The organism is Streptomyces sp. NBC_00078, from assembly GCF_026343335.1.
Lineage (GTDB): Bacteria > Actinomycetota > Actinomycetes > Streptomycetales > Streptomycetaceae > Streptomyces.
In genome coordinates this window covers 6464429-6482732 of the sequence record NZ_JAPELX010000001.1, presented here as the reverse complement: position 1 = coordinate 6482732, position 18304 = coordinate 6464429, and the positions used below count along the sequence as shown (strand labels likewise).

At 70.6% G+C, this 18304-nt stretch carries 19 protein-coding genes and 1 pseudogene; 6 read left to right on the top strand and 14 right to left on the bottom strand.

Features of this window, described 5'->3' with window-relative positions; translation table 11 throughout:
• Window positions 1–8 precede the first annotated feature (8 nt).
• The 5 genes from OOK07_RS30590 to OOK07_RS30570 all read right to left on the bottom strand — a co-directional run bounded on the left by OOK07_RS30590 (window position 9) and on the right by OOK07_RS30570 (window position 6965).
• Entirely contained in the window at window positions 9–2246 is a 2238-nt protein-coding gene (locus OOK07_RS30590) for a putative bifunctional diguanylate cyclase/phosphodiesterase (RefSeq protein ID WP_266799662.1), read from the bottom strand.
• Between the two features lie 259 nt (window positions 2247–2505).
• Window positions 2506–4698, bottom strand: a complete 2193-nt coding sequence (gene ligA, locus OOK07_RS30585) for an NAD-dependent DNA ligase LigA (protein WP_266799661.1) — start codon at window positions 4696–4698, stop codon at window positions 2506–2508.
• Between the two features lie 15 nt (window positions 4699–4713).
• On the bottom strand, window positions 4714–5712 hold the full coding sequence (locus OOK07_RS30580; RefSeq protein ID WP_266684995.1) for a methionine synthase: 999 nt from the start codon (window positions 5710–5712) through the stop codon (window positions 4714–4716).
• Window positions 5709–6407, bottom strand: coding sequence for an SDR family oxidoreductase (locus OOK07_RS30575; RefSeq protein WP_266684994.1), 699 nt, complete (start codon window positions 6405–6407; stop codon window positions 5709–5711). Before OOK07_RS30575 ends, OOK07_RS30580 begins: the two co-directional genes overlap by 4 nt.
• An 18-nt stretch (window positions 6408–6425) precedes the next feature.
• Window positions 6426–6965, bottom strand: a complete 540-nt coding sequence (locus OOK07_RS30570) for an LOG family protein (protein WP_266684993.1) — start codon at window positions 6963–6965, stop codon at window positions 6426–6428.
• A gap of 50 nt (window positions 6966–7015) precedes the next feature.
• Between OOK07_RS30570 and OOK07_RS30565 the strand changes: the two genes are divergently transcribed.
• Complete coding sequence (locus OOK07_RS30565; protein ID WP_266684992.1) at window positions 7016–7339, top strand: DUF427 domain-containing protein; 324 nt, start codon at window positions 7016–7018, stop codon at window positions 7337–7339.
• 47 nt (window positions 7340–7386) lie between these two features.
• Window positions 7387–8172, top strand: coding sequence for an alpha/beta fold hydrolase (locus OOK07_RS30560; RefSeq protein WP_266799659.1), 786 nt, complete (start codon window positions 7387–7389; stop codon window positions 8170–8172).
• Here OOK07_RS30560 and mnmA read toward each other — a convergent pair.
• A complete protein-coding gene (gene mnmA / locus OOK07_RS30555) occupies window positions 8169–9299 on the bottom strand; it encodes a tRNA 2-thiouridine(34) synthase MnmA (protein ID WP_266684990.1) in 1131 nt (376 codons plus the stop codon). The genes OOK07_RS30560 and mnmA overlap by 4 nt on opposite strands.
• Window positions 9300–9359: 60 nt before the next feature.
• Between mnmA and OOK07_RS30550 the strand changes: the two genes are divergently transcribed.
• On the top strand, window positions 9360–10019 hold the full coding sequence (locus OOK07_RS30550) for an N-acetylmuramoyl-L-alanine amidase (RefSeq protein ID WP_266799657.1): 660 nt from the start codon (window positions 9360–9362) through the stop codon (window positions 10017–10019).
• Window positions 10020–10107: 88 nt separating this feature from the next.
• On the opposite strand, the gene OOK07_RS30545 is transcribed toward OOK07_RS30550, so the two are convergent.
• The 3 genes from OOK07_RS30545 to OOK07_RS30535 all read right to left on the bottom strand — a co-directional run bounded on the left by OOK07_RS30545 (window position 10108) and on the right by OOK07_RS30535 (window position 11887).
• Window positions 10108–11271 (bottom strand): cysteine desulfurase family protein, encoded by a 1164-nt coding sequence (locus tag OOK07_RS30545; RefSeq protein ID WP_266684988.1) that lies wholly within the window; start codon window positions 11269–11271, stop codon window positions 10108–10110.
• Between the two features lie 119 nt (window positions 11272–11390).
• On the bottom strand, window positions 11391–11672 hold the full coding sequence (locus tag OOK07_RS30540; protein WP_266684987.1) for a DUF4190 domain-containing protein: 282 nt from the start codon (window positions 11670–11672) through the stop codon (window positions 11391–11393).
• A gap of 53 nt (window positions 11673–11725) precedes the next feature.
• On the bottom strand, window positions 11726–11887 hold the full coding sequence (locus OOK07_RS30535) for a hypothetical protein (protein ID WP_266799655.1): 162 nt from the start codon (window positions 11885–11887) through the stop codon (window positions 11726–11728).
• Between the two features lie 145 nt (window positions 11888–12032).
• On the opposite strand from OOK07_RS30535, the gene OOK07_RS30530 reads away from it, so the two are divergent.
• Window positions 12033–12659, top strand: coding sequence for a TetR family transcriptional regulator (locus tag OOK07_RS30530; RefSeq protein WP_266684986.1), 627 nt, complete (start codon window positions 12033–12035; stop codon window positions 12657–12659).
• Window positions 12660–12742: 83 nt separating this feature from the next.
• Here the strand turns inward: OOK07_RS30530 and OOK07_RS30525 are convergent, their stop codons facing one another.
• A complete protein-coding gene (locus OOK07_RS30525; RefSeq protein WP_266799653.1) occupies window positions 12743–13144 on the bottom strand; it encodes a hypothetical protein in 402 nt (133 codons plus the stop codon).
• 171 nt (window positions 13145–13315) lie between these two features.
• On the bottom strand, window positions 13316–13513 hold the full coding sequence (locus OOK07_RS30520; RefSeq protein WP_406312602.1) for a WCX domain-containing protein: 198 nt from the start codon (window positions 13511–13513) through the stop codon (window positions 13316–13318).
• A 59-nt stretch (window positions 13514–13572) separates the two neighbouring features.
• On the opposite strand from OOK07_RS30520, the pseudogene OOK07_RS30515 reads away from it, so the two are divergent.
• Window positions 13573–13953, top strand: a pseudogene (locus OOK07_RS30515) (RNA-guided endonuclease TnpB family protein); the annotation flags it as partial.
• 64 nt (window positions 13954–14017) lie between these two features.
• Here OOK07_RS30515 and OOK07_RS30510 read toward each other — a convergent pair.
• Complete coding sequence (locus OOK07_RS30510) at window positions 14018–14878, bottom strand: thioesterase family protein (RefSeq protein WP_266684984.1); 861 nt, start codon at window positions 14876–14878, stop codon at window positions 14018–14020.
• Between the two features lie 164 nt (window positions 14879–15042).
• Here OOK07_RS30510 and OOK07_RS30505 point away from each other — a divergent pair, with 164 nt between their 5' ends.
• Window positions 15043–16266 (top strand): alpha/beta hydrolase, encoded by a 1224-nt coding sequence (locus OOK07_RS30505; protein WP_266684983.1) that lies wholly within the window; start codon window positions 15043–15045, stop codon window positions 16264–16266.
• Here OOK07_RS30505 and OOK07_RS30500 read toward each other — a convergent pair.
• Both OOK07_RS30500 and OOK07_RS30495 read right to left on the bottom strand, forming a co-directional pair.
• Window positions 16175–16831, bottom strand: a complete 657-nt coding sequence (locus OOK07_RS30500; protein WP_266799651.1) for a trimeric intracellular cation channel family protein — start codon at window positions 16829–16831, stop codon at window positions 16175–16177. The two genes, OOK07_RS30505 and OOK07_RS30500, sit on opposite strands and share 92 nt — an antisense overlap.
• A 22-nt stretch (window positions 16832–16853) precedes the next feature.
• Window positions 16854–18245 (bottom strand): M1 family metallopeptidase, encoded by a 1392-nt coding sequence (locus OOK07_RS30495; RefSeq protein ID WP_266684981.1) that lies wholly within the window; start codon window positions 18243–18245, stop codon window positions 16854–16856.
• Window positions 18246–18304 lie beyond the last annotated feature (59 nt).

The following is an 18304-nucleotide window of genomic DNA, read 5'->3' as shown; positions in this document are numbered from 1 at the left end:
TGGGCGGACTACTCGTCGGTCGCCGCGGCGGGCAGCGCTGCCCGGGGCCGCTGCCACCCGCGTGATCCGCGCGCCAGCAGCCACGCCGTCGCCTCCTCGGGCGGCATCGCCGCGGCCACCAGCCACCCCTGTACGGCGTCGCAGCCCATGTCGCGCAGGCGCTCCCAGGTCTCGTCGTCCTCGACTCCCTCGGCGACGACGAGCAGGCCGAGCGAATGGGCGAGGTCGACCGTGCAGCGGACGATCTCCGCGTCCTCCGTGTCGACGGCCAGCCGGGCCACGAAGGAACGGTCGATCTTCAGCTCGCTCACCGGGAGCCGCCGCAGATGCACCAGGGACGAGTAGCCCGTGCCGAAGTCGTCCAGCGACATCTTCACGCCGTGCCCGGTCAGGCCGGCCAGCGTGTCCGCGGCCCGCTGCGGGTCCTCCAGCAGGACGTGTTCCGTTATCTCCAGTTGGAGCGCTCCCGCAGGGACCCCGTGCCGGGCCAGCCGCGCGGCGACGGAGCCCGCGAAACCGGGGGTGTGGACGTCACGCGGTGAGACATTGACCGCGACGGGCACGAACAGGCCCTGCGCCCGCCACTCGGCGACCTGCCCGAGCGCCGTCTCCAGCACGTACTCCGTGAGATGGGGCATGAGCCCCGACGACTCGGCGATCGCTATGAACTCGTCCGGCGGCACCTTCCCGCGCTCCGGATGCACCCAGCGGACGAGGGCCTCGAGGCCGGCCACCTGTCCGTCGAAGCGGACCTTGGGCTGGTAGTGCAACTGCACCTCGTGCGCGTCGAGCGCCCGGCGCAGATCGCCCAGCAGGCCCAGCCGGTCCGGGGTGTTGGAGTCCCGCTTGGACTCGTACACCTCGACGCCCGTACGGTCCCGCTTCGCCTGGTACATCGCCACGTCCGCGCGCCGCAGCAGCCCCTCGGCGTCCAGTGCGTGGTCCGGGAAGACGGCGACGCCCGCGCTGGCCTCCAGTACGAGGGTGAGCCCGTCGAGGTCGAGCGGGGAGCTGAGTTCGGCCACCAGCGCGCGGGCCACCCGGGTCGCGGACGTCGTGGAGTCGGCGACCGGCAGTAAGACGGCGAACTCGTCACCACCGAGCCGCGCGGCCTCAGCTCCGCGCGGCAGCGCGACGCGCAGCCGGTCGGCTATCTGCAACAGCAGCCGGTCACCGGCGAGATGCCCCAGTGTGTCGTTGACCGAGCGGAAGCGGTCCAGGTCGATGAGCATCAGGGCGGACCGGGCACCGATCCGCTCGGCGTCGTCCAGTGCGGTCCAGATGCGCTCCAGCAGCCACTGCCGGTTGGGCAGCCCGGTCAGCGGGTCGCGCAGCTGCTCCTCGGCGCGGGCGCGGGCGATCCACAGGGTGGAGTCGAGGGCGATCAGCGGGATGGAGAACAGCGGCAGGAGCACCGGCTGGGCGACGGCGACCACGCAGACCAGGGGGGCGATGCCGAGCAGAGCGACCGCGACCAGACCCTGTCTGACCAGGGCGGTGCGGGCGACGGTGGGCACACCGCCGCGCGGCGCGTGCAGATACCAGAGCAGGGTGCGGGTGACCAGGAGGTACGCGGTGGCGACCAGCACCACCTCGGGGGCCGTGTAGAGGGTCCAGGTGTCGGGGTTCCAGGGCATCTCCACGGACGGCACGCGTCCGAAGCCGCCCAGCACCAGGGCCCCGGCACCGATGCCGAGGATGTCCACCGAGCCGTGCAGCACGCCCTGGCGCCAGCGGTTGCGGCGGGCGACGCCGACCAGCACGACGACGGTGACGCTCACCATTCCGGCCGGCACCCAGCCGTACAGCATCAGGACGGCGAGGGTGAGTGCGGCGCCGGAGCCGGTGCCGCCCCACCAGCGGGAGCGGCCGAGCATCACCAGGTGGCCGACGATGATGCCGCTCAGCACGGCCAGCGACCAGCCGACGGTGCCGGCCGGAAAGAGCGCGTGGGTCCCGGTGAAGGCCCGGTAGAAACCGGCGCCGAGGACGAAGGCCGCCGCCCCGACGACCGTCGCCGGCAGCGCGGGCCAGGACAGGTGCCGGCCGTGTTCGGCGCCCGGCAGACCTGAGGAAGCGTCGGCTGTGAGATGCGGGGCGTGCCCGTCGGTCACCGTGTACTGTCCGGTGGCGCGCCCCTCCGCGCCCGGACGCTCCGAAGGCCGCCCGGCCCCCCGGCTCGCCCGCCATGCGCCGGTGGCCCGGCGCAGCCATGAGTCAGGGGCGGCGCTCTCGGTCGGTTCCATTCCCGTCCCTCTCACAGCCGGCGGTGCCCACGCCACGCGGCCCGATGCCCGACAACCCTCAACGGCACCGCGTTGGAAAACCCATCCCCTTGCTCGCCAAGAGCAAGGGGATGCCCCGACCGCAGCTGGGCACGGCAGGTGCACACCTCAACAGTAGGCCGCAGAAGGCTTCTACGGGCAGCGGTCGTAGACGGTTGCCCGAATGCGCCCCGGCCACCCTTATGCATCTGGTATGCGCCGATCGGGTGGCCTTCAACCGCTACTCCTCAGTGGGAAGTGCCACTTCGGCCGCCGCGTCCGGCCCCTGTTCCAGCAGGACGGTGAAGCCCTCCTCGTTGAGAACAGGCACCTTGAGCTGCATAGCCTTGTCAAATTTCGAACCCGGATTGTCACCCACGACCACGAAAGACGTCTTCTTCGAAACAGAACCGGTCACTTTTGCTCCGCGACTCTGCAGGGCCTCCTTGGCGCCGTCGCGGGTGAAGTGCTCAAGGGTGCCGGTGACCACGAGGGTCAGTCCTTCGAGCGGCCGCGGCCCCTCGTCCTCTCCCGAACCCTCCTCCTCCATGCGGACACCTGCCGTCCGCCACTTGCGGAGGATCTCCTGGTGCCACTCCTCGGCGAACCATTCCTTGAGGGAGGCGGCGATGATCCCGCCGACGCCGTCCGTGTCCGCCAGCTCCTCCTCCGTGGCCTGCTCGATGCGCTCGATCGAACGGAACTCGCGAGCGAGCGCCTCGGCGGCGACCGGTCCGACGTGACGGATCGACAGACCGGTGAGGACGCGGGCGAGCGGGCGGTCCTTGGCGGCGGCGACGTTCTCCAGCATGGCGACCGCGTTCTTCTTCGGCTCGCCCTGCTGGTTGGCGAAGACCGTGGCGATCTTCTCCTCGCCGGTCTTCGGGTCGCGCTTGGGCAGCCCGCTGTCCTGGTCGAGGACGTAGGCCCGGATGGGCAGCAGCTGCTCGATGGTGAGGTCGAAGAGGTCGCCCTCGTCGTGCAGAGGCGGGTCGGCCGGCTCCAGCGGCTTGGTCAGGGCGGCCGCGGCGACGTATCCGAAGTGCTCGATGTCCAGCGCCTTGCGGCCCGCGAGGTAGAACAGCCGCTCGCGCAACTGGGCCGGGCAGGCACGGGCGTTCGGGCAGCGCAGGTCGACATCGGCCTCCTTCATCGGCCTGAGCGCCGTACCGCATTCGGGGCATTCGGCCGGCATCACGAACTCACGCTCGCTGCCGTCGCGCAGGTCGGCGACCGGACCGAGGATCTCCGGAATGACGTCACCGGCCTTGCGCAGCACCACCGTGTCGCCGATGAGGACGCCCTTCGCCCTGACGACGTCCTGGTTGTGCAGGGTGGCGAACTCGACCTCCGAGCCGGCCACCGTGACCGGCTCGACCTGGGCGTACGGGGTGACCCGGCCCGTGCGGCCCACGCCGACGCGGATGTTGATGAGCTTGGTGTTGACCTCCTCGGGCGCGTACTTGTAGGCGATCGCCCAGCGCGGTGCGCGGGAGGTGGAACCGAGGCGTCCCTGGAGGGGGATCTCGTCGAGCTTGACGACGACCCCGTCGATCTCGTGTTCCACGGAGTGGCGGTTCTCGCCGTAGTACGCGATGAACTCCCGTACACCGTCGAGGCCGTCGACCACCTTGTTGTGCCGGGAGGTGGGCAGGCCCCAGGTCTTCAGCAGGTCGTAGCCCTGGGACAGGCGGGTGAGGCCCTCGAAGCCCTCCAGGACGCCGATGCCGTGGACGACCATGTGCAGCGGGCGGGTGGCGGTGACCCGGGGGTCCTTCTGGCGCAGTGAACCGGCCGCCGCGTTGCGCGGGTTGGCGAAGGGCTTGTCGCCGGCTGCCACCAGCCGGGCGTTGAGCTCCTCGAACTTCTCCATCGGGAAGTAGACCTCGCCGCGGATCTCGACGAGGCCGGGAACCTTGTCGCCCTTCAGCCGGTCCGGAATCTCCGCGATCGTCCGGACATTGGGCGTGATGTCCTCACCGGTGCGGCCGTCGCCGCGGGTCGCCGCACGCGTGAGGCGGCCGTGCTCGTAGGTGAGGTTGACGGCGAGGCCGTCGACTTTGAGCTCGCACAGCAGGTGGTAGCCGGGCCCGCCGACGTCCCTGGCGACGCGCTCGGCCCAGGCGGCCAGCTCCTCGTCGCTGAAGGCGTTGTCGAGGGAGAGCATCCGGGAGCGGTGCTGAACGGAGGTGAACTCCGTCTCGTAGGCACCCGCGACCTTCTGGGTCGGTGAGTCCGGCGTGCGCAGCTCCGGGTGCTCCTCCTCCAGCGCCTCCAGGGAGCGCAGTAGTTTGTCGAAGTCCGCGTCGCTGACGACCGGGGCGTCGTTCACGTAGTACCGGAAGCGGTGCTCCTCGATCTGCTCAGCGAGCTTGGCGTGCTTCTCCCGTGCCTCGGCGGGCACCGTCGTCTCCGCTTGCTTGTCGCCGGCCACCGTTGTGTCCTCCCGTTACTCTGGGTTGTCCGCGAGGGATCTCGCCGCCCGGGCGCAGTGGGCGAGTGCCCTGCGTGCGTAATCCGGGGAGGCCCCCGCGAGTCCGCACGACGGCGTGATCGTGACCGCCTCCGCGAGAAGCCCCGGTTGCAGCCCCAGCCTGCGCCACAGCGTCCTGACACCCATGACGCTACCGGCAGGGTCCGACAACGGGCCGTCCGTCCCCGGCACGACACCGGCGAAGAGCCGGGTCCCCCCTTCCACCGCCTCGCCGATCGTGTCGTCGTCACGCTCGGTGAGGAGCGAGAAGTCGAAGGAGATCGCTGTCGCGCCCGCCCGGCGCAGCAGGGCGAACGGGACGTCCGGTGCGCAGGAGTGGACCACGGCCGGGCCGTCGCTGTGAACCCCGATGACGTCGCGGAGCGTGGCCTCGACGAGCTGGCGGTCGACGGCGCGGTGGGTGCGGTAGCCGCTGGCGGTCTTCACATGGCCGCGGAGTACGGAGGTGAGGGAGGGTTCGTCGAGCTGGAGGACGAGCTGAGCTCCGGGGACGCGTCGCCGCATCTCCTCCAGGTGCAGGCGCAGGCCCTCGGCGAGGGAGCCGGCGAGGTCGCGGCAGGCGCCGGTGTCGGACAGGGCCGACTCGCCGTTCCTCAGCTCCAGTGCGGCGGCCAGCGTCCAGGGCCCCACGGCCTGCACCTTCAGCGGGCCCTCGTACCCCTGCGTGAACTCCTCCAGCGCGTCGAGGTCCTCGCCGAGCCAGGACCTGGCGCGCTTGGTGTCCCGCCCCGGCCGGTCCCCGATCCGCCAGCCGCTGGGCTCCACGCGCGCGTACAGCTCGACGAGCAGGCCGGCGGTCCGTCCGATCATGTCGGCGCCGGGGCCGCGGGCGGGCAGCTCGGGCAGGAACGGGAAGTCCTCGAAGCTGCCGGTGACCGTCTTGGCGGCCTCGCGGGCGTCGCCCCCGGGCATGGAGCCGACACCGGTGGCGGCACCGTAACTGAAGCCGGTCACCGTCCCGGCCTCACCGTCAGGTCGTTGACCTCGGCGTCTTTGGGCAGGTCGAGGGCCATCACGATCGTCGTCGCCACCGACTCGGGGTCGATCCACTCCGAGGCGTCGTACTCCTTGCCCTCCTGCTGGTGGACCTTGGCCTGCATGGGGCTCGCCGTGCGGCCCGGGTAGACCGAGGTGACGCGGACGCCGCTGTCGTGCTCCTCGGCTCGCAGCGAGTCCGCGAGCGCCTTCAGGCCGTGTTTCGACGCCGCGTACGCCGACCAGTCGGCGCTCGCCCGCAGGCCCGCTCCCGAGTTCACGAACACCACATGGCCGCGCGCCGCCCGCAGTTGGGGCAGGAAGTGACGGGTCAGCTCGGCCGGGGCGATGAGGTTGACGTTGAGCTGGTGACGCCAGGACTTGGGGGTCAGTTCGCCCACCGGGCCCAGGTCGACCACCCCCGCGATGTGCAGCAACGAGTCCACGCGGTCGGGCAGGGACTGGTGGGAGAAGGCCCAGCTCAGTTTGTCCGGGTCGGCCAGATCGCCCACCAGCGTCCTCGCCCCGGGGAACTCGGCGGCCAGCTCCTTCGCGCGGCCCGCGTCGCGCGCGTGCAGCACTAGTTCGTCCCCGCGCGCGTGGAGGCGGCGGGCGACGGCCGCGCCGATGCCGGAGCCCGCTCCGGTGATCACATGTGTAGCCATGTCCGCCATGCTCGCATCACGCCGGGGTCATGCGACGCCCTGGCTCTCCTCCAGGTAGGCCAGCGCCCCCACCGGCTCCTCCGCGAAGAACACCAGGTCGGTGAGCGGACGGGGCAGGAACCCCTCGTCGTCCATGCGCCGGAACTGCTCCTTGAGGCCGTCGTAGAAGCCCGCGGTGTTGAGCAGGACGACCGGCTTGTCGGTGTGCCCGTGCTTCTTCAGTTCGAGGATCTCGGTGGCCTCGTCGAGCGTTCCCGTGCCGCCCACCATGATCACTACCGCGTCGGCCTTCTCCAGGAGCAGCCTTTTGCGCTCTGCGAGATCACGGGCGATCACCATCTCGTCCGCGCCCTGCCGCGCCTTGGCCGCGAGGAAGTCCACGGAGACCCCGCACAGCCGCCCTCCCGCCTCCTGCACGCCGTCGGCGACCACTTTCATCAGACCGACGTCCGAACCGCCCCAGACGAGCGTGTGCCCGCCCTTGCCCAGCAGTTTCGCGAAGTCGCGCGCAGGGCGCGTGTACCGGTCGTCGAGGTCGGCGGCGGAAAGAAACACGCAGATTCGCATGAGGTCACCGTACGCGGGAAGAACCGGGCGCCCGCGAGCGCTTTGCGGATATGGCCGAAGGACACACGATCACCATCGAGCAAGACGACCAGCACGTGCGCGTGGTGCACGGCGACCAGGTTCTGGCGGAGAGCGACCGGGCCCTCCTCCTGCGCGAGACGGGCTGTCCGGTGCGGTACTACATCCCGGCCGAGGACGTCCGCCTCGACCTGCTGACGCCGTCCGACACGCACACGTACTGCCCGTTCAAGGGCACCGCCTCCTACTGGTCGACCCCGGACGCGGCAGACCTCGTCTGGGGCTACCCGGATCCCAAGCCCGACGTCGCCGGGATCAAGGACCACTTCTGCTTCTACGAAGTGGAAGTGTCGTGAGCGATTGAGCGCGATTATTCCTCTGTGGTGGGGCAGTCTCCACAGGCATGGACAAGAAGACCACTTCACTCGACGGCACCTCCGTCGCGTATGAACGGACCGGACAGGGCCCGGCGGTCATCCTGGTGAGCGGAGCGATGTCGACGGGCGCCACGGTGGCGCCCCTCGCCGGGCCCCTCTCGGACCGCTTCAGCGTCATCGCCTACGACCGCCGCGGCCGCGGTGGCAGCGGCGACACGGCGCCCTACTCGGTGGCCCGCGAGGTCGAGGACCTGGCCGCGCTCATCGACGTGGCGGGCGGGGAGGCGTCGCTCTACGGCATCTCGTCGGGCGGCGCGCTCGCCCTGGAGGCGGCGGCGAGCGGGCTGCCGGTCCGTCAGGTCGCGGTGTACGAGGTGCCGTTCGTCGTCTACGAAGGTGGCGCGGAGCAGCTCGCCGAGTACACCGAGCACCTCACCGAGGCGCTCGGGGACGGCCGGCGCGGGGACGCGGTCGAGCTGTTCCTCCGGCTGACGGGCCTGGCCGAGGAGATGATCCAGGGTGCCCGCCGGTCGCCCATGTGGGCGGGCATGGAGGCCATCGCGCCGAGTCTCGCGTACGACAACGCCGTGATGGGCGACGGTCTGGTGCCGCGGGCGCGGCTGGCCTCGATCGGTGTGCCCGTCCTGTCGGCCGCGGGTTCCGCGAGCCCCGCCTGGATGCGCGAGGCCGCCCGGGCCGTGGCCGAGTCGGCACCCCGGGGGACGTACCGGACCCTGGAGGGCCAGACCCACATGGTCGATCCGAACGTACTCGCGCCCGTGCTGGCGGAGTTCTTCTCCTCGGCGCCCTAGCCGACGGCCGCCGTCGCGCGCGTGGTCGAGGCGATCGTCGCCGAACCCACCACGCGCGTGCCGTCGTACAGCACGATCGCCTGGCCGGGGGCGACGCCTCGGACCGGCTCCGTGAACGACACCTCCAGGGTGGTGCCGACCAGTTCGGCGGTGACCTCGGTCTCGCCGCCGTGCGCCCGCAGCTGTGCCGTGTACGTGCCCGGGCCGGACGGGGCGGTGCCGCACCAGCGGGGCTTGATCGCGGTCAGCCCGGTCACGTCCAGGGCGGCGGCCGGGCCGACCGTCACCGTGTTGTTCACGGGCGAGATGTCGAGGACGTAGCGCGGCTTGCCGTCGGGTGCCGGGGTGCCGATGCGCAGGCCCTTGCGCTGCCCGATGGTGAAGCCGTACGCGCCCTCGTGCGTGCCCAGCCTGGCGCCGGACTCGTCGACGATGTCGCCCTCGGCCTTGCCCAGCCGGTTCGCCAGGAAGCCCTGGGTGTCGCCGTCGGCGATGAAGCAGATGTCGTGCGAGTCGGGCTTCTTGGCGACCGCGAGACCGCGGCGCTCGGCCTCCGCGCGGATCTCGCCCTTGGTGGTCACCGTGTCGCCCAGCGGGAAGAGCGCGTGCGCCAGCTGCTTCTCGTCCAGGACGCCGAGGACGTACGACTGGTCCTTGGCCATGTCGGAGGCACGGTGAAGTTCGCGCGTGCCGTCCGGGTTCACGACGACCTGGGCGTAGTGGCCGGTGCAGACGGCGTCGAAGCCGAGGGCCAGGGCCTTGTCCAGCAGCGCGGCGAACTTGATCTTCTCGTTGCAGCGCAGGCAGGGGTTCGGGGTGCGCCCGGCCTCGTACTCGGCGACGAAGTCCTCGACCACGTCCTCGCGGAAGCGGTCGGCGAGGTCCCAGACGTAGAACGGGATGCCGATGACGTCCGCGGCGCGGCGGGCGTCACGCGAGTCCTCGATGGTGCAACAGCCACGCGCGCCCGTGCGGAACGACTGCGGGTTCGCGGAGAGCGCCAGGTGGACACCGGTCACGTCGTGGCCGGCTTCCGCGGCCCGGGCTGCGGCGACGGCGGAATCCACTCCGCCGGACATGGCGGCGAGTACACGAAGAGGGCGGAAGGGCTGCGAGGTGTCAGTCATAGCCCTTCAAGAGTAAGGGGGCGCGGGAACCGAAGCCCACGAGTATCCGTTGGTGATCACATGGGGGCGAAGAAGAGCGACTCGGACCGGCGCATCGGGCGCCGTGCGCTGCTGCTTGGCGGGGCGGCGGCCGCCGTCGGCACCGCCGTGCTGGCGCGCGAGGAGCTGTCGCACCTGTGGTGGCGGCTGCCGGGGGTGGAGAAGCCGCGGGTGCCGGGGGCGGTCGACTTCCGGGACGCCCGGTGGGTGGCGGCCTCCTCGGCGAACTACCGGCGGGCCGACCGGCCGGACGACTACTCGATAGACCGGGTGGTCATCCATGTCACCCAGGGCAGCTTCGCGAGCGCCGTCAAGGTCTTCCAGGATCCGGGCCACCGGGCCGCGGCCCACTACATCGTCCGCAGGGACGGGCACATCACGCAGATGATCCGCGAGCTGGACGTGGCGTTCCACACGGGCAACCGGGAGTACAACGAACGCAGTGTCGGCATCGAGCACGAGGGCTTCGTGGAGCGCGCGTCGTCGTTCACGGACGCGATGTACGAGCGTTCCGCGCGGCTGACGGCCGGGATATGCGGGCGCTACGCCATACCCGTCGACCGGGAGCACATCATCGGGCATGTGGAGGTGCCGGGCACGGACCACACCGACCCGGGGCCGCACTGGAACTGGGACCGGTACATGAAGCTCGTACACCGGGCTTCGTCGACCAAGTCGTGAGCCGTGCGCCGGACACCGGGTGTCCGGCGCGTCCCGCACCCCTCACACGATCACGGCATCGTCGACGCGCCGGGACTGTGGCTGCCCCTCAGGTCAGCCCAGCGGCGCGCGCACGCTCGACCGCGGGTCCGATCGCCTTCGCCAGGGCCTCGACGTCCGCCTCCGTGGAGGTGTGGCCGAGGGAGAAGCGCAGGGTGCCGCGGGCCAGGTCGGGGTCGGTACCGGTGGCCAGCAGCACATGGCTGGGCTGCGCGACGCCCGCGGTGCAGGCGGAGCCGGTGGAGCACTCGATGCCCTGGGCGTCCAGGAGCAGCAGCAGGGAGTCGCCCTCGCAGCCCGGGAACGTGAAGTGGGCGTTGGCCGGGAGGCGCTCCACGGGGTCGCCGCCGAGGATCGCGTCGGGGACGGCCGTACGGACCGCCTCGACCAGGGCGTCGCGCAGGGCGCCGATCTCCCGCTCGAACCACTCGCGCTGCTCCGCGGCCAGTCGGCCGGCCACCGCGAAGGAGGCGACGGCGGGGACGTCGAGGGTGCCGGAGCGGACATGGCGCTCCTGGCCGCCACCGTGCAGGACGGGCACGGGGGTGTACTCGCGGCCCAGGACCAGCGCTCCGATGCCGTACGGGCCGCCGATCTTGTGGCCCGAGACCGTCATCGCGGCGAGGCCGGAGGCGGCGAAGTCGACGGGGACCTGGCCGAAGGCCTGGACCGCGTCGGCATGCAGCGGGACGTCGAACTCCCGTGCCACGTCGGCGAGTTCGCGTACCGGCGTGAGGGTGCCGATCTCGTTGTTCGCCCACATCACGGTCGCGAGGGCCACGTCGTCGGGGTTGCGGGCGACAGCCTCGCGCAACGCTTCGGGGTGGACGCGTCCGTACGGGTCGACCGGGAGGTACTCGACGGTGGCGCCCTCGTGTTCGCCGAGCCAGTGGACGGCGTCGAGGACGGCGTGGTGCTCGACGGGGCTGGCGAGAACGCGGGTGCGGGCCGGGTCGGCGTCGCGGCGGGACCAGTACAGGCCCTTCACCGCGAGGTTGTCGGCTTCGGTGCCGCCGGAGGTGAGAACGACCTCGCTGGGGCGGGCGCCGAGCGCTTCGGCGAGGGTCTCGCGGGACTCCTCGACGGTGCGGCGGGCCTGCCGGCCGGAGGCGTGGAGGGAGGAGGCGTTGCCCGTGACGCTCAGCTGGGCGGTCATCGCCTCGACCGCCTCGGGGAGCATCGGAGTTGTCGCGGCGTGGTCGAGGTAAGCCATGGTGGGGCCGATTCTACGGGGCCGCCGCCACCGGCAGTGCGCCGAGGCCGGGCGGCTCGGCGGCCGAACCCCGTCGTCCTCGGGGAGGCCGGCCGTCGTTCATGGTGTGCGCCTCGGGATCACAGGTTCCAGGAGACCGTGTCGGCCATCTGCATGGAGACCACCAGGACCACCAGGTCGGCCACGCCCAGCCCCATGCCCAGGAACGCGCGGCCGCGACGGGTGGTGCCGCGCCAGAGGGCGACGGAGGCCAGGATGATCGCGACGGGGCCGAGGAAGACGTTCAGCACGAGGAGGCCGAGGAGGCCGAGGATGAAGGAGGCGACGGCCATGCCGTCGGCGTCGCGGGCGGGAGTGCGGGTGGTGTCGGTGCTGCTCGTGGCCGGGGCGGTGAGTTGCATCGTGCTCAGCTCCAGGGTGTCGGGTCGGGCGGTCGGTGGCGGTGTGCGGTGGGTCAGTTGGCCGAAGTGCGGCGGCTGTGGCGCTCGCGGGCGGCGAAGACGCCGAGCCAGACGGCGATGCCGACGGCGACGAGGGCGGTGACGGTCAGCGGCGCGTGGGCCACGGTGCCCAGGACGACGCCGAGCAGCATGAGTGCGGCGACGAGGAACAGCATGGGATTCGATCCCCCTCCGGGCGTCCCGCAGGACACCTCTAGTGACGTTTCGGTGAACGCTTGTAGTAACACTTGTTCACTGACTTATGAGTCTAGCGCGTCTGAGGACTTTTCAATTCCAGAGAACAGTTGTTAACTGGATGACATGAGTCACACCCTCGGTATCCGGCAGGTCCAGAAGCAGAAGACCCGACAGGCGCTCCTGGACGCCGCGTTGGGTCTGCTGGAGGAGCAGAGCCTGAGCAGCCTGGGCCTGCGCGAGGTCACCCGCGCCGTCGGCGTCGCCCCCACCGCCTTCTACCGCCACTTCCGCTCCACGGCGGACCTGGGCGTGGCCCTGGTCGAGGAGGCGCTGGGCAGTCTGCACCCCATGATCCGGACGACGGTGACCACGGCCGACTCCAGCGAGGAACGCATCGTGCGCGCCGTCGAGTTGATCGCCGGCCATGTCGACGCGTACCCCGCTCACGTCCGTTTCATCGCCCGTGAGCGGCACAGCGGGGTCCAGCCGGTGCGGGAGGCCATCCGGGACCAACTGGCCCGGTTCGCCGAGGAAGTGCGCAGCGAGCTGGCCAAGGACGCCGAGTCCGCGGGCTGGGACGACGACGACCTGCTCATGCTGGCCCATCTGTATGTGGACCAGATGCTGATCACGGCGTCCCTGTTCCTGGAGGCGCTGGAGGGCACGGAGGAGGAACGCGCGCGGGTCGCGCATGTCGCGACCCGGCAGATGCGGCTGATCAGCATCGGACGGCACCACTGGCCCGGCTGAGCCGGACACCCGGCGCAGGTCAACGCGCAGGGGCGGCACCCCCGTTCACCGGGAGTGCCGCCCCTGTCGTACGACGTCCGAGGTCAGTTCTTGGTCGCCTGCGCGGTGGGGGCGCCGCTGGGTGCGGCACCGCCCCCGCCGGGACCGCCCTGACCGCCGCCGCAGCCGCCGCAGCCGCCGCAGCCGCCGGGGCCGCCCTGTCCACCGCCCGCCGCGGCACCCGCGCTGGGCGCACCGCTCGGCATGCCCGAGGGGGCGCCGGACGGCATGGCGGTCGTACCGCCGGTGGGGGCGCCCGAAGGAACACCCGAGGGGACGCCTCTCGGGCGCCCCGAGGCATTGCCGGTCGGTGCCTGACAGGCCTGCTGCTGCCTGGAGTTGCCGCTGTTCGAGGACGGCGACGAGTCGCCCGAGCCGCAGGCCGCCAGGGCCAGAGGCGAGAGCGCCAGCAGGGCCACTGCGGGGAAGAGACGCACACGCTTCATGAGAACAACTCCAAGGAAGGTGAAGGAAGATGGGGGAGCCTTGAGTGCGGGAACTCAATCAACGGCGCTTAGGGCTTCCTTGGGGTCGGTCTGTCCCCTGCCTGTGATTCAGCTAAAGAGGATCTCAAGAGAACGCGCTGACCTGCGACTTCACAAACTGTCCTCGCCTACTCACTGGTACAGGTCCGTGACAGAAGCGGCCGCGGCGACCAGCTCCGCGCGTACCTCGGGCGGCGAGCAGACCTCGACCCCGTCGGTGAACGCGAGGAGTTGGCGTGACTCACGGACGAATCCGTACGACAGTCGCGCGGTCACCCACTCGCTCTCGCCGTCGTCGCCGTCACCGTCGGGGAGTCCAGCCAGCTGCAAGGCATTCGGCCTGATCTTCCGAGGAACCCCAGAGCTTCGCCATGGGAGGAATCTCAGCGCTGCGCGAGCACACCTACGGCGAGATCAAGGCACGGTGGGGGCTGGGAGCGCAGGCCGCCCAGCACGTCGTGAAGAAGACCTGCGACGCGTACGCCACGCTCAAGGCCAACCTGAAGGCCGGGAACCTCGGCAGCCCCGGTTCCAAGCGCTACCGCCGGGCCACCGAGAAGCCGATTGTCTTCCGCTCTGACGGGGCGCAGCCCTTTGACGACCGGATGCCGTCCTGGCACATTGCCGAACGGCGGGTGTCGATCTGGACAACTGCCGGGCGGGTCAAGGACGTGGCGTTCACCGCCAGCCCGGAGCAGCTGGCCACCCTGGCTTTGTACCGCAAGGGCGAGTCCGATCTCGTCTGCCGAGACGGCGCCGGGGCGCTCCTCCACCTGGCGGTCCAGGGTCAGAGACAGCCAGGAACAGCTGGCGTCCCGTTGGCGTGTGCGGTGCTCAGCCCAGCCTGACCCGGGCCAGCTGACGCGACTGCGCCACCAGCCGGTCGGCGCTGTCCCAGACCTCGGCGTCCTCCTCCAGGAAGCCGCCGGCGAGGTTGCGGGTGGTGATCGAGACGCGCAGGGGGCCCGGGGCCGGGCGGCAGCGGACATGGACCGTGAGCTCCACCGTGGGCACCCAGCCCTTCAGGCCGATCTCGAAGGCGGTGGGCGGAAGCGCGTCCACCGCCAGGAGGAGCGAGAAGGGGTCGGCGTCACGGCCGTCGGCGAGGCCGAACCAGGCACGCATCTCGCCCTTGCCCGACGGCGCCCCGAGCGCCCATCCCAGGGTCGACGGGTCGAGCTTGATCATCAGGCGGTCGGCGATGGCCGAGCTGCCGGACACCGGCGCCGGGCCGTCCTGGGGACCGAAGCACTGGTCCGGCGGCGGGATCGCGGGCGGCTGCGCCGTCGTACGGACGTCGTCGGGCAGGGAGTCCAGGTCGCCGTAGGAGGCGAGGACGCGGATGCGTTCCACCTCGTGGCCCCGCTCGTCGTACTGGAAGAGCGAGGCCTGGCCGGTCGACAGGGTGCGGCCGGTGCGGACGACGTCGGTGCGGACGACCGCCGGGCCCGGCTGGGACGCGGTGAGGTAGTGCGCGGAGATCGTGAAGGGGTCGGAGTGCGGCAGGGCGTCAGCGAGCGCACGGCCCAGGACGGCCAGCAGATAACCGCCGTTCACGGCGTTGATGATGGTCCAGCCGGCCGACAGGTCGATGTCGTACACACCGGGCGCGCGCGGGGTGAGCGCGGTGTCCCGGTCGAACTCGCTGTCGCCGATGCCGGCCCGGACGGCCGGTGCGGAAGCTGCTTCTGGCATGCCTGAACAGTACAATGGGAAATTACTAAGCGGTAGCTTTCGGCGTTAAGGCCGTGTGACACATGACCGTCCCGCCCGTCCTCCCGGGTGAGGTTCCGGCAATTTCTTGGTAAGTGTCCCCACTCGTCCTCAACCCGGGCGCCCGTGTCCCCCTCTATGGGGACATGAGCCTCACCGGGACTCCGTTCCTCTACACGCTGATCGTGCTCTTCGCGATCGCACTGATACTGCCGCTCGTCCTGTGGTCACGGATCCACGGGCCGAAGGCCCTGCGTACGGCGGGCCGGATGCTGATGCTGCTGTTCGCCCAGGGGACGGCGGTCGCGTTGGTCTTCGTGCTCGTCAACAACGCCAACAGCCTGTACGACAACTGGGCCGACCTGCTCGGCACGGGCAACCATGTGCAGCAGGCGGCCAATCTGGGCGCCGACGGCACCGGCGGCATAGCTCTCAAGCGCCTGCCCAAGGTCAAGCAGGACTTCGCGCCGGCGACCGGGCCGGGAATGAACGGCGTCCGCGAGACCCAGCTCAAGGGCCGCGTCTCCGGCGTGAACGCCGAGGTCTACGTCTGGCTGCCGCCCCAGTACGACCAGCCCGCCTACCGTCACCACAAGTTCCCCGTGGTCGAGCTGCTGCCGGGCTACCCGGGCTCGGCGAAGGCATGGTTCGGTTCGATGCGGGCGACCCGGCAGCTGGCCCCGCTGATGCAGAGCGGTCAGGTCGCGCCGTTCATCCTGGTCGCCCCGCGCACCAACCTGCTGGCCGGCGTCGACACGGGCTGCGCGAACATCCCGGGCCAGGTCAACGCGGACAGCTGGCTGAGCATAGACGTACCGAAGATGGTCATGGACAACTTCCGCGCCGAACCCGCCCCCAGGGGCTGGGCGGTCGCCGGGTACTCGGCCGGGGCGCACTGCGCGGTCAAGCTGGCGGTGGCGCACCCGAACCGCTACATGGCCGCGATCAGCATGTCCGGCTACAACGACCCGATCGGCGAACGCAACTCGCTCGCCGCGCAGAACCCGACGGTCAGGGCCGACAACAACCCCTACCTGCTGATGAGGAAGTCCCCCACCCCGCCCCGGATCGCCCTGTACGTCTCCGGACAGCCGCACGACGGCTACGAGGCCGGCGTCGCCCTCGAACAGAGCGCGAAGGCACCGACGACCGTGCACGTCATCTTCATCCCGAAGAACGCGGGCGGGCACAACATGGCGCTGTGGCGGCCGCAGGTGGTCCCGTCGTTCCGCTGGCTCTCGGTGGAGATGGGCCAGCATCACGCCCGGACCCGCAGCGCTACTCCTCCCGTACCGTCGAGCGCCGGTTCCACGCACGAGGCGCTCGCCAGTGGTACTTCATCGCGAGCAGGCGCAGGACGAAGGCGGTGAGGGCCGCGAGCCCGCCGGTGAGCGGAGTGAGGGCGTCGTAGCGGATGCACAGGACTGCCATGGTGGCACCGACGATCGCCGGGACCGCGTACAGGTCGCGGTCCCAACGCAGCAGCGAGGGCACCTCGTTGGCGAGCACGTCGCGCAGGACACCGCCGCCGACGGCGGTGGCGAGGCCGAGCGTCGCCGACTGAGTGAGGCCGAGCCCGTACTCGTACGCCTTCGTCGTCCCGGCGACGCAGAACAGGCCGAGGCCGGCCGCGTCGAAGACGTTCACCCCGACCTGGATGCGCTCCACGTGCGGGTGGAGGAAGAACACCAGGACAGCGGCCAGCAGGGGGGTGACGAAGTAGCCGAAGTCCGTGAAGGCGGCAGGCGGTACGGCGCCGATGATCAGGTCACGGAACAGCCCTCCGCCCAGCGCGGTGACCTCGGCGAGCACGGCGATGCCGAAGACGTCGAAGTTCTTGCGGACGGCCAGCAGCGCGCCGGAGATGGCGAACACGAAGATGCCGACGAGGTCGAGCGTGTGCTGGACGGAGGGGCTGAACAGTTGCTGGAGCACCCCACATTCTACTCAGGGGTCACTACAGGGCCGGCTTGCCCGTCGTGAAGAGCCACTTCTGGAAGAGGTCGTCGAGCTTCTGCCCGGAGACCTTCTCGGCGAGCTTGATGAACTCGGCGGTGTTGGCGTTGCCGTAGCGGTGGAGCTTCGTCCAGGCCGGCAGCAGCTTGAAGAACGCCTTGTCCCCGATGCGCTCGCGCAGCGCCTGCAGGGTCATCGCGCCGCGCTGGTAGACCGCGGACGCGAACATGGTGTCGCGCTGCGGGTCGGCGACGACGGTCTGCCAGAAGGCGTCGGCGGCGGGGCGGGAGTTGTAGCCGGCCAGGAACGAGTCGTGGGCACTGCGGGTGCCCTGGTGCTCGGCCCACAGCCACTGCGCGTAGGTGGCGAAGCCCTCGTTCAGCCAGATGTCCTTCCAGTGCGCCACCGAGACCGAGTCGCCGAACCACTGGTGGGCCAGTTCGTGCACGATCGTCGTCTCGTTGCGCACGGCCGAGTAGGCGGGCTTGCTCTGCACCTCCAGAGAGAACCCGGCCTGCGGCATGTCGTCGACGATCGCGCCGGTCTCCTCGAAGGGATAAGGCCCGAAGACCTGCGACCAGTAGTCGGTGGCCGCGGCGGTCACGGCGTACACGTCGACGCTGTTGCTGTTCGCGAGCACCGGGTCGATGGCGACGTAGATCGGGATCCCGGAGGGCGTCCTGCCGGTCTTCACGTCGAACTTCCCGATGGTGGCGGTCGCGAGGTAGGTCGCCATGGGCCGGCTCTCGCGCCAGTGGGCGTACGTCGAGGCTCCCTTGTCGTACGTCGAGACCAGCCGGCCGTTGGAGACACCGGTCAGGCCCTTGGGGGCCTTGATGCGGATGTCGTACGTGGCCTTGTCGGAGGGGTGGTCGCTGGAGGGGAACCAGGTGGAGGCGGCGTTGGGTTCGCAGGCGACGAAGACGCCGTCCGCGGTCTTCATCCACCCGTAGTCGGAGCCGAAGACGATGGGGCCGCTGAGGGCTTCGGGGACGCCGCCGTAGGTGACGGTGACCGTGAAGTCATGGCCCTTGTGCAGGGAGCCGCGCGGCGTGATGTGCAGTTCGTCGCCGTCACGGGTGAACTGGGCGCGTCTGCCGTTCACTTCGACTCTGGTGACCTCGAGTTTCTGCAGGTCGAGGTCGAAGGAGGAGAGATTCTGGGTGGCGCGCGCGGTGAGGGTCGTACGGCCGTCGAGGCGGTCGGTGTCCGGGTTGTACGCCACGTCCAGGGCGTAGTGCCGGGCGTCGAAGCCGCCGTTGCCCAGGTTCGGGAAGTAGGTGTCACCTATTCCGGGGGCGCCCGGGGCTGGAGCCGCGGAGGCGGCGATGACAAAGAAGGAAGCCGCCGCGGTAGCGACGGCTCCTAAGCGTGCCGAACGGGAGAGTTTCATGAGTCGTCCTATCCGAGCGTGTGCCGATAAGCCGGACACGGACGACTCTGAACTCTCCC

Excerpts from the sequence above, each read along its gene's own strand:
- mnmA (WP_266684990.1), bottom strand. The coding sequence starts at position 9,299 with ATGACTGACACCTCGCAGCCCTTCCGCCCTCTTCGTGTACTCGCCGCC.
- OOK07_RS30525 (WP_266799653.1), bottom strand. The coding sequence starts at position 13,144 with ATGAAGCGTGTGCGTCTCTTCCCCGCAGTGGCCCTGCTGGCGCTCTCG.
- OOK07_RS30550 (WP_266799657.1), top strand. The coding sequence starts at position 9,360 with ATGGGGGCGAAGAAGAGCGACTCGGACCGGCGCATCGGGCGCCGTGCG.
- OOK07_RS30535 (WP_266799655.1), bottom strand. The coding sequence starts at position 11,887 with ATGCTGTTCCTCGTCGCCGCACTCATGCTGCTCGGCGTCGTCCTGGGC.
- OOK07_RS30590 (WP_266799662.1), bottom strand. The coding sequence starts at position 2,246 with ATGGAACCGACCGAGAGCGCCGCCCCTGACTCATGGCTGCGCCGGGCC.
- OOK07_RS30565 (WP_266684992.1), top strand. The coding sequence starts at position 7,016 with ATGGCCGAAGGACACACGATCACCATCGAGCAAGACGACCAGCACGTG.
- OOK07_RS30540 (WP_266684987.1), bottom strand. The coding sequence starts at position 11,672 with ATGCAACTCACCGCCCCGGCCACGAGCAGCACCGACACCACCCGCACT.
- OOK07_RS30495 (WP_266684981.1), bottom strand. The coding sequence starts at position 18,245 with ATGAAACTCTCCCGTTCGGCACGCTTAGGAGCCGTCGCTACCGCGGCG.
- OOK07_RS30510 (WP_266684984.1), bottom strand. The coding sequence starts at position 14,878 with ATGCCAGAAGCAGCTTCCGCACCGGCCGTCCGGGCCGGCATCGGCGAC.
- OOK07_RS30530 (WP_266684986.1), top strand. The coding sequence starts at position 12,033 with ATGAGTCACACCCTCGGTATCCGGCAGGTCCAGAAGCAGAAGACCCGA.
- OOK07_RS30545 (WP_266684988.1), bottom strand. The coding sequence starts at position 11,271 with ATGGCTTACCTCGACCACGCCGCGACAACTCCGATGCTCCCCGAGGCG.
- OOK07_RS30575 (WP_266684994.1), bottom strand. The coding sequence starts at position 6,407 with ATGGCGGACATGGCTACACATGTGATCACCGGAGCGGGCTCCGGCATC.
- OOK07_RS30570 (WP_266684993.1), bottom strand. The coding sequence starts at position 6,965 with ATGCGAATCTGCGTGTTTCTTTCCGCCGCCGACCTCGACGACCGGTAC.
- OOK07_RS30560 (WP_266799659.1), top strand. The coding sequence starts at position 7,387 with ATGGACAAGAAGACCACTTCACTCGACGGCACCTCCGTCGCGTATGAA.
- OOK07_RS30505 (WP_266684983.1), top strand. The coding sequence starts at position 15,043 with ATGAGCCTCACCGGGACTCCGTTCCTCTACACGCTGATCGTGCTCTTC.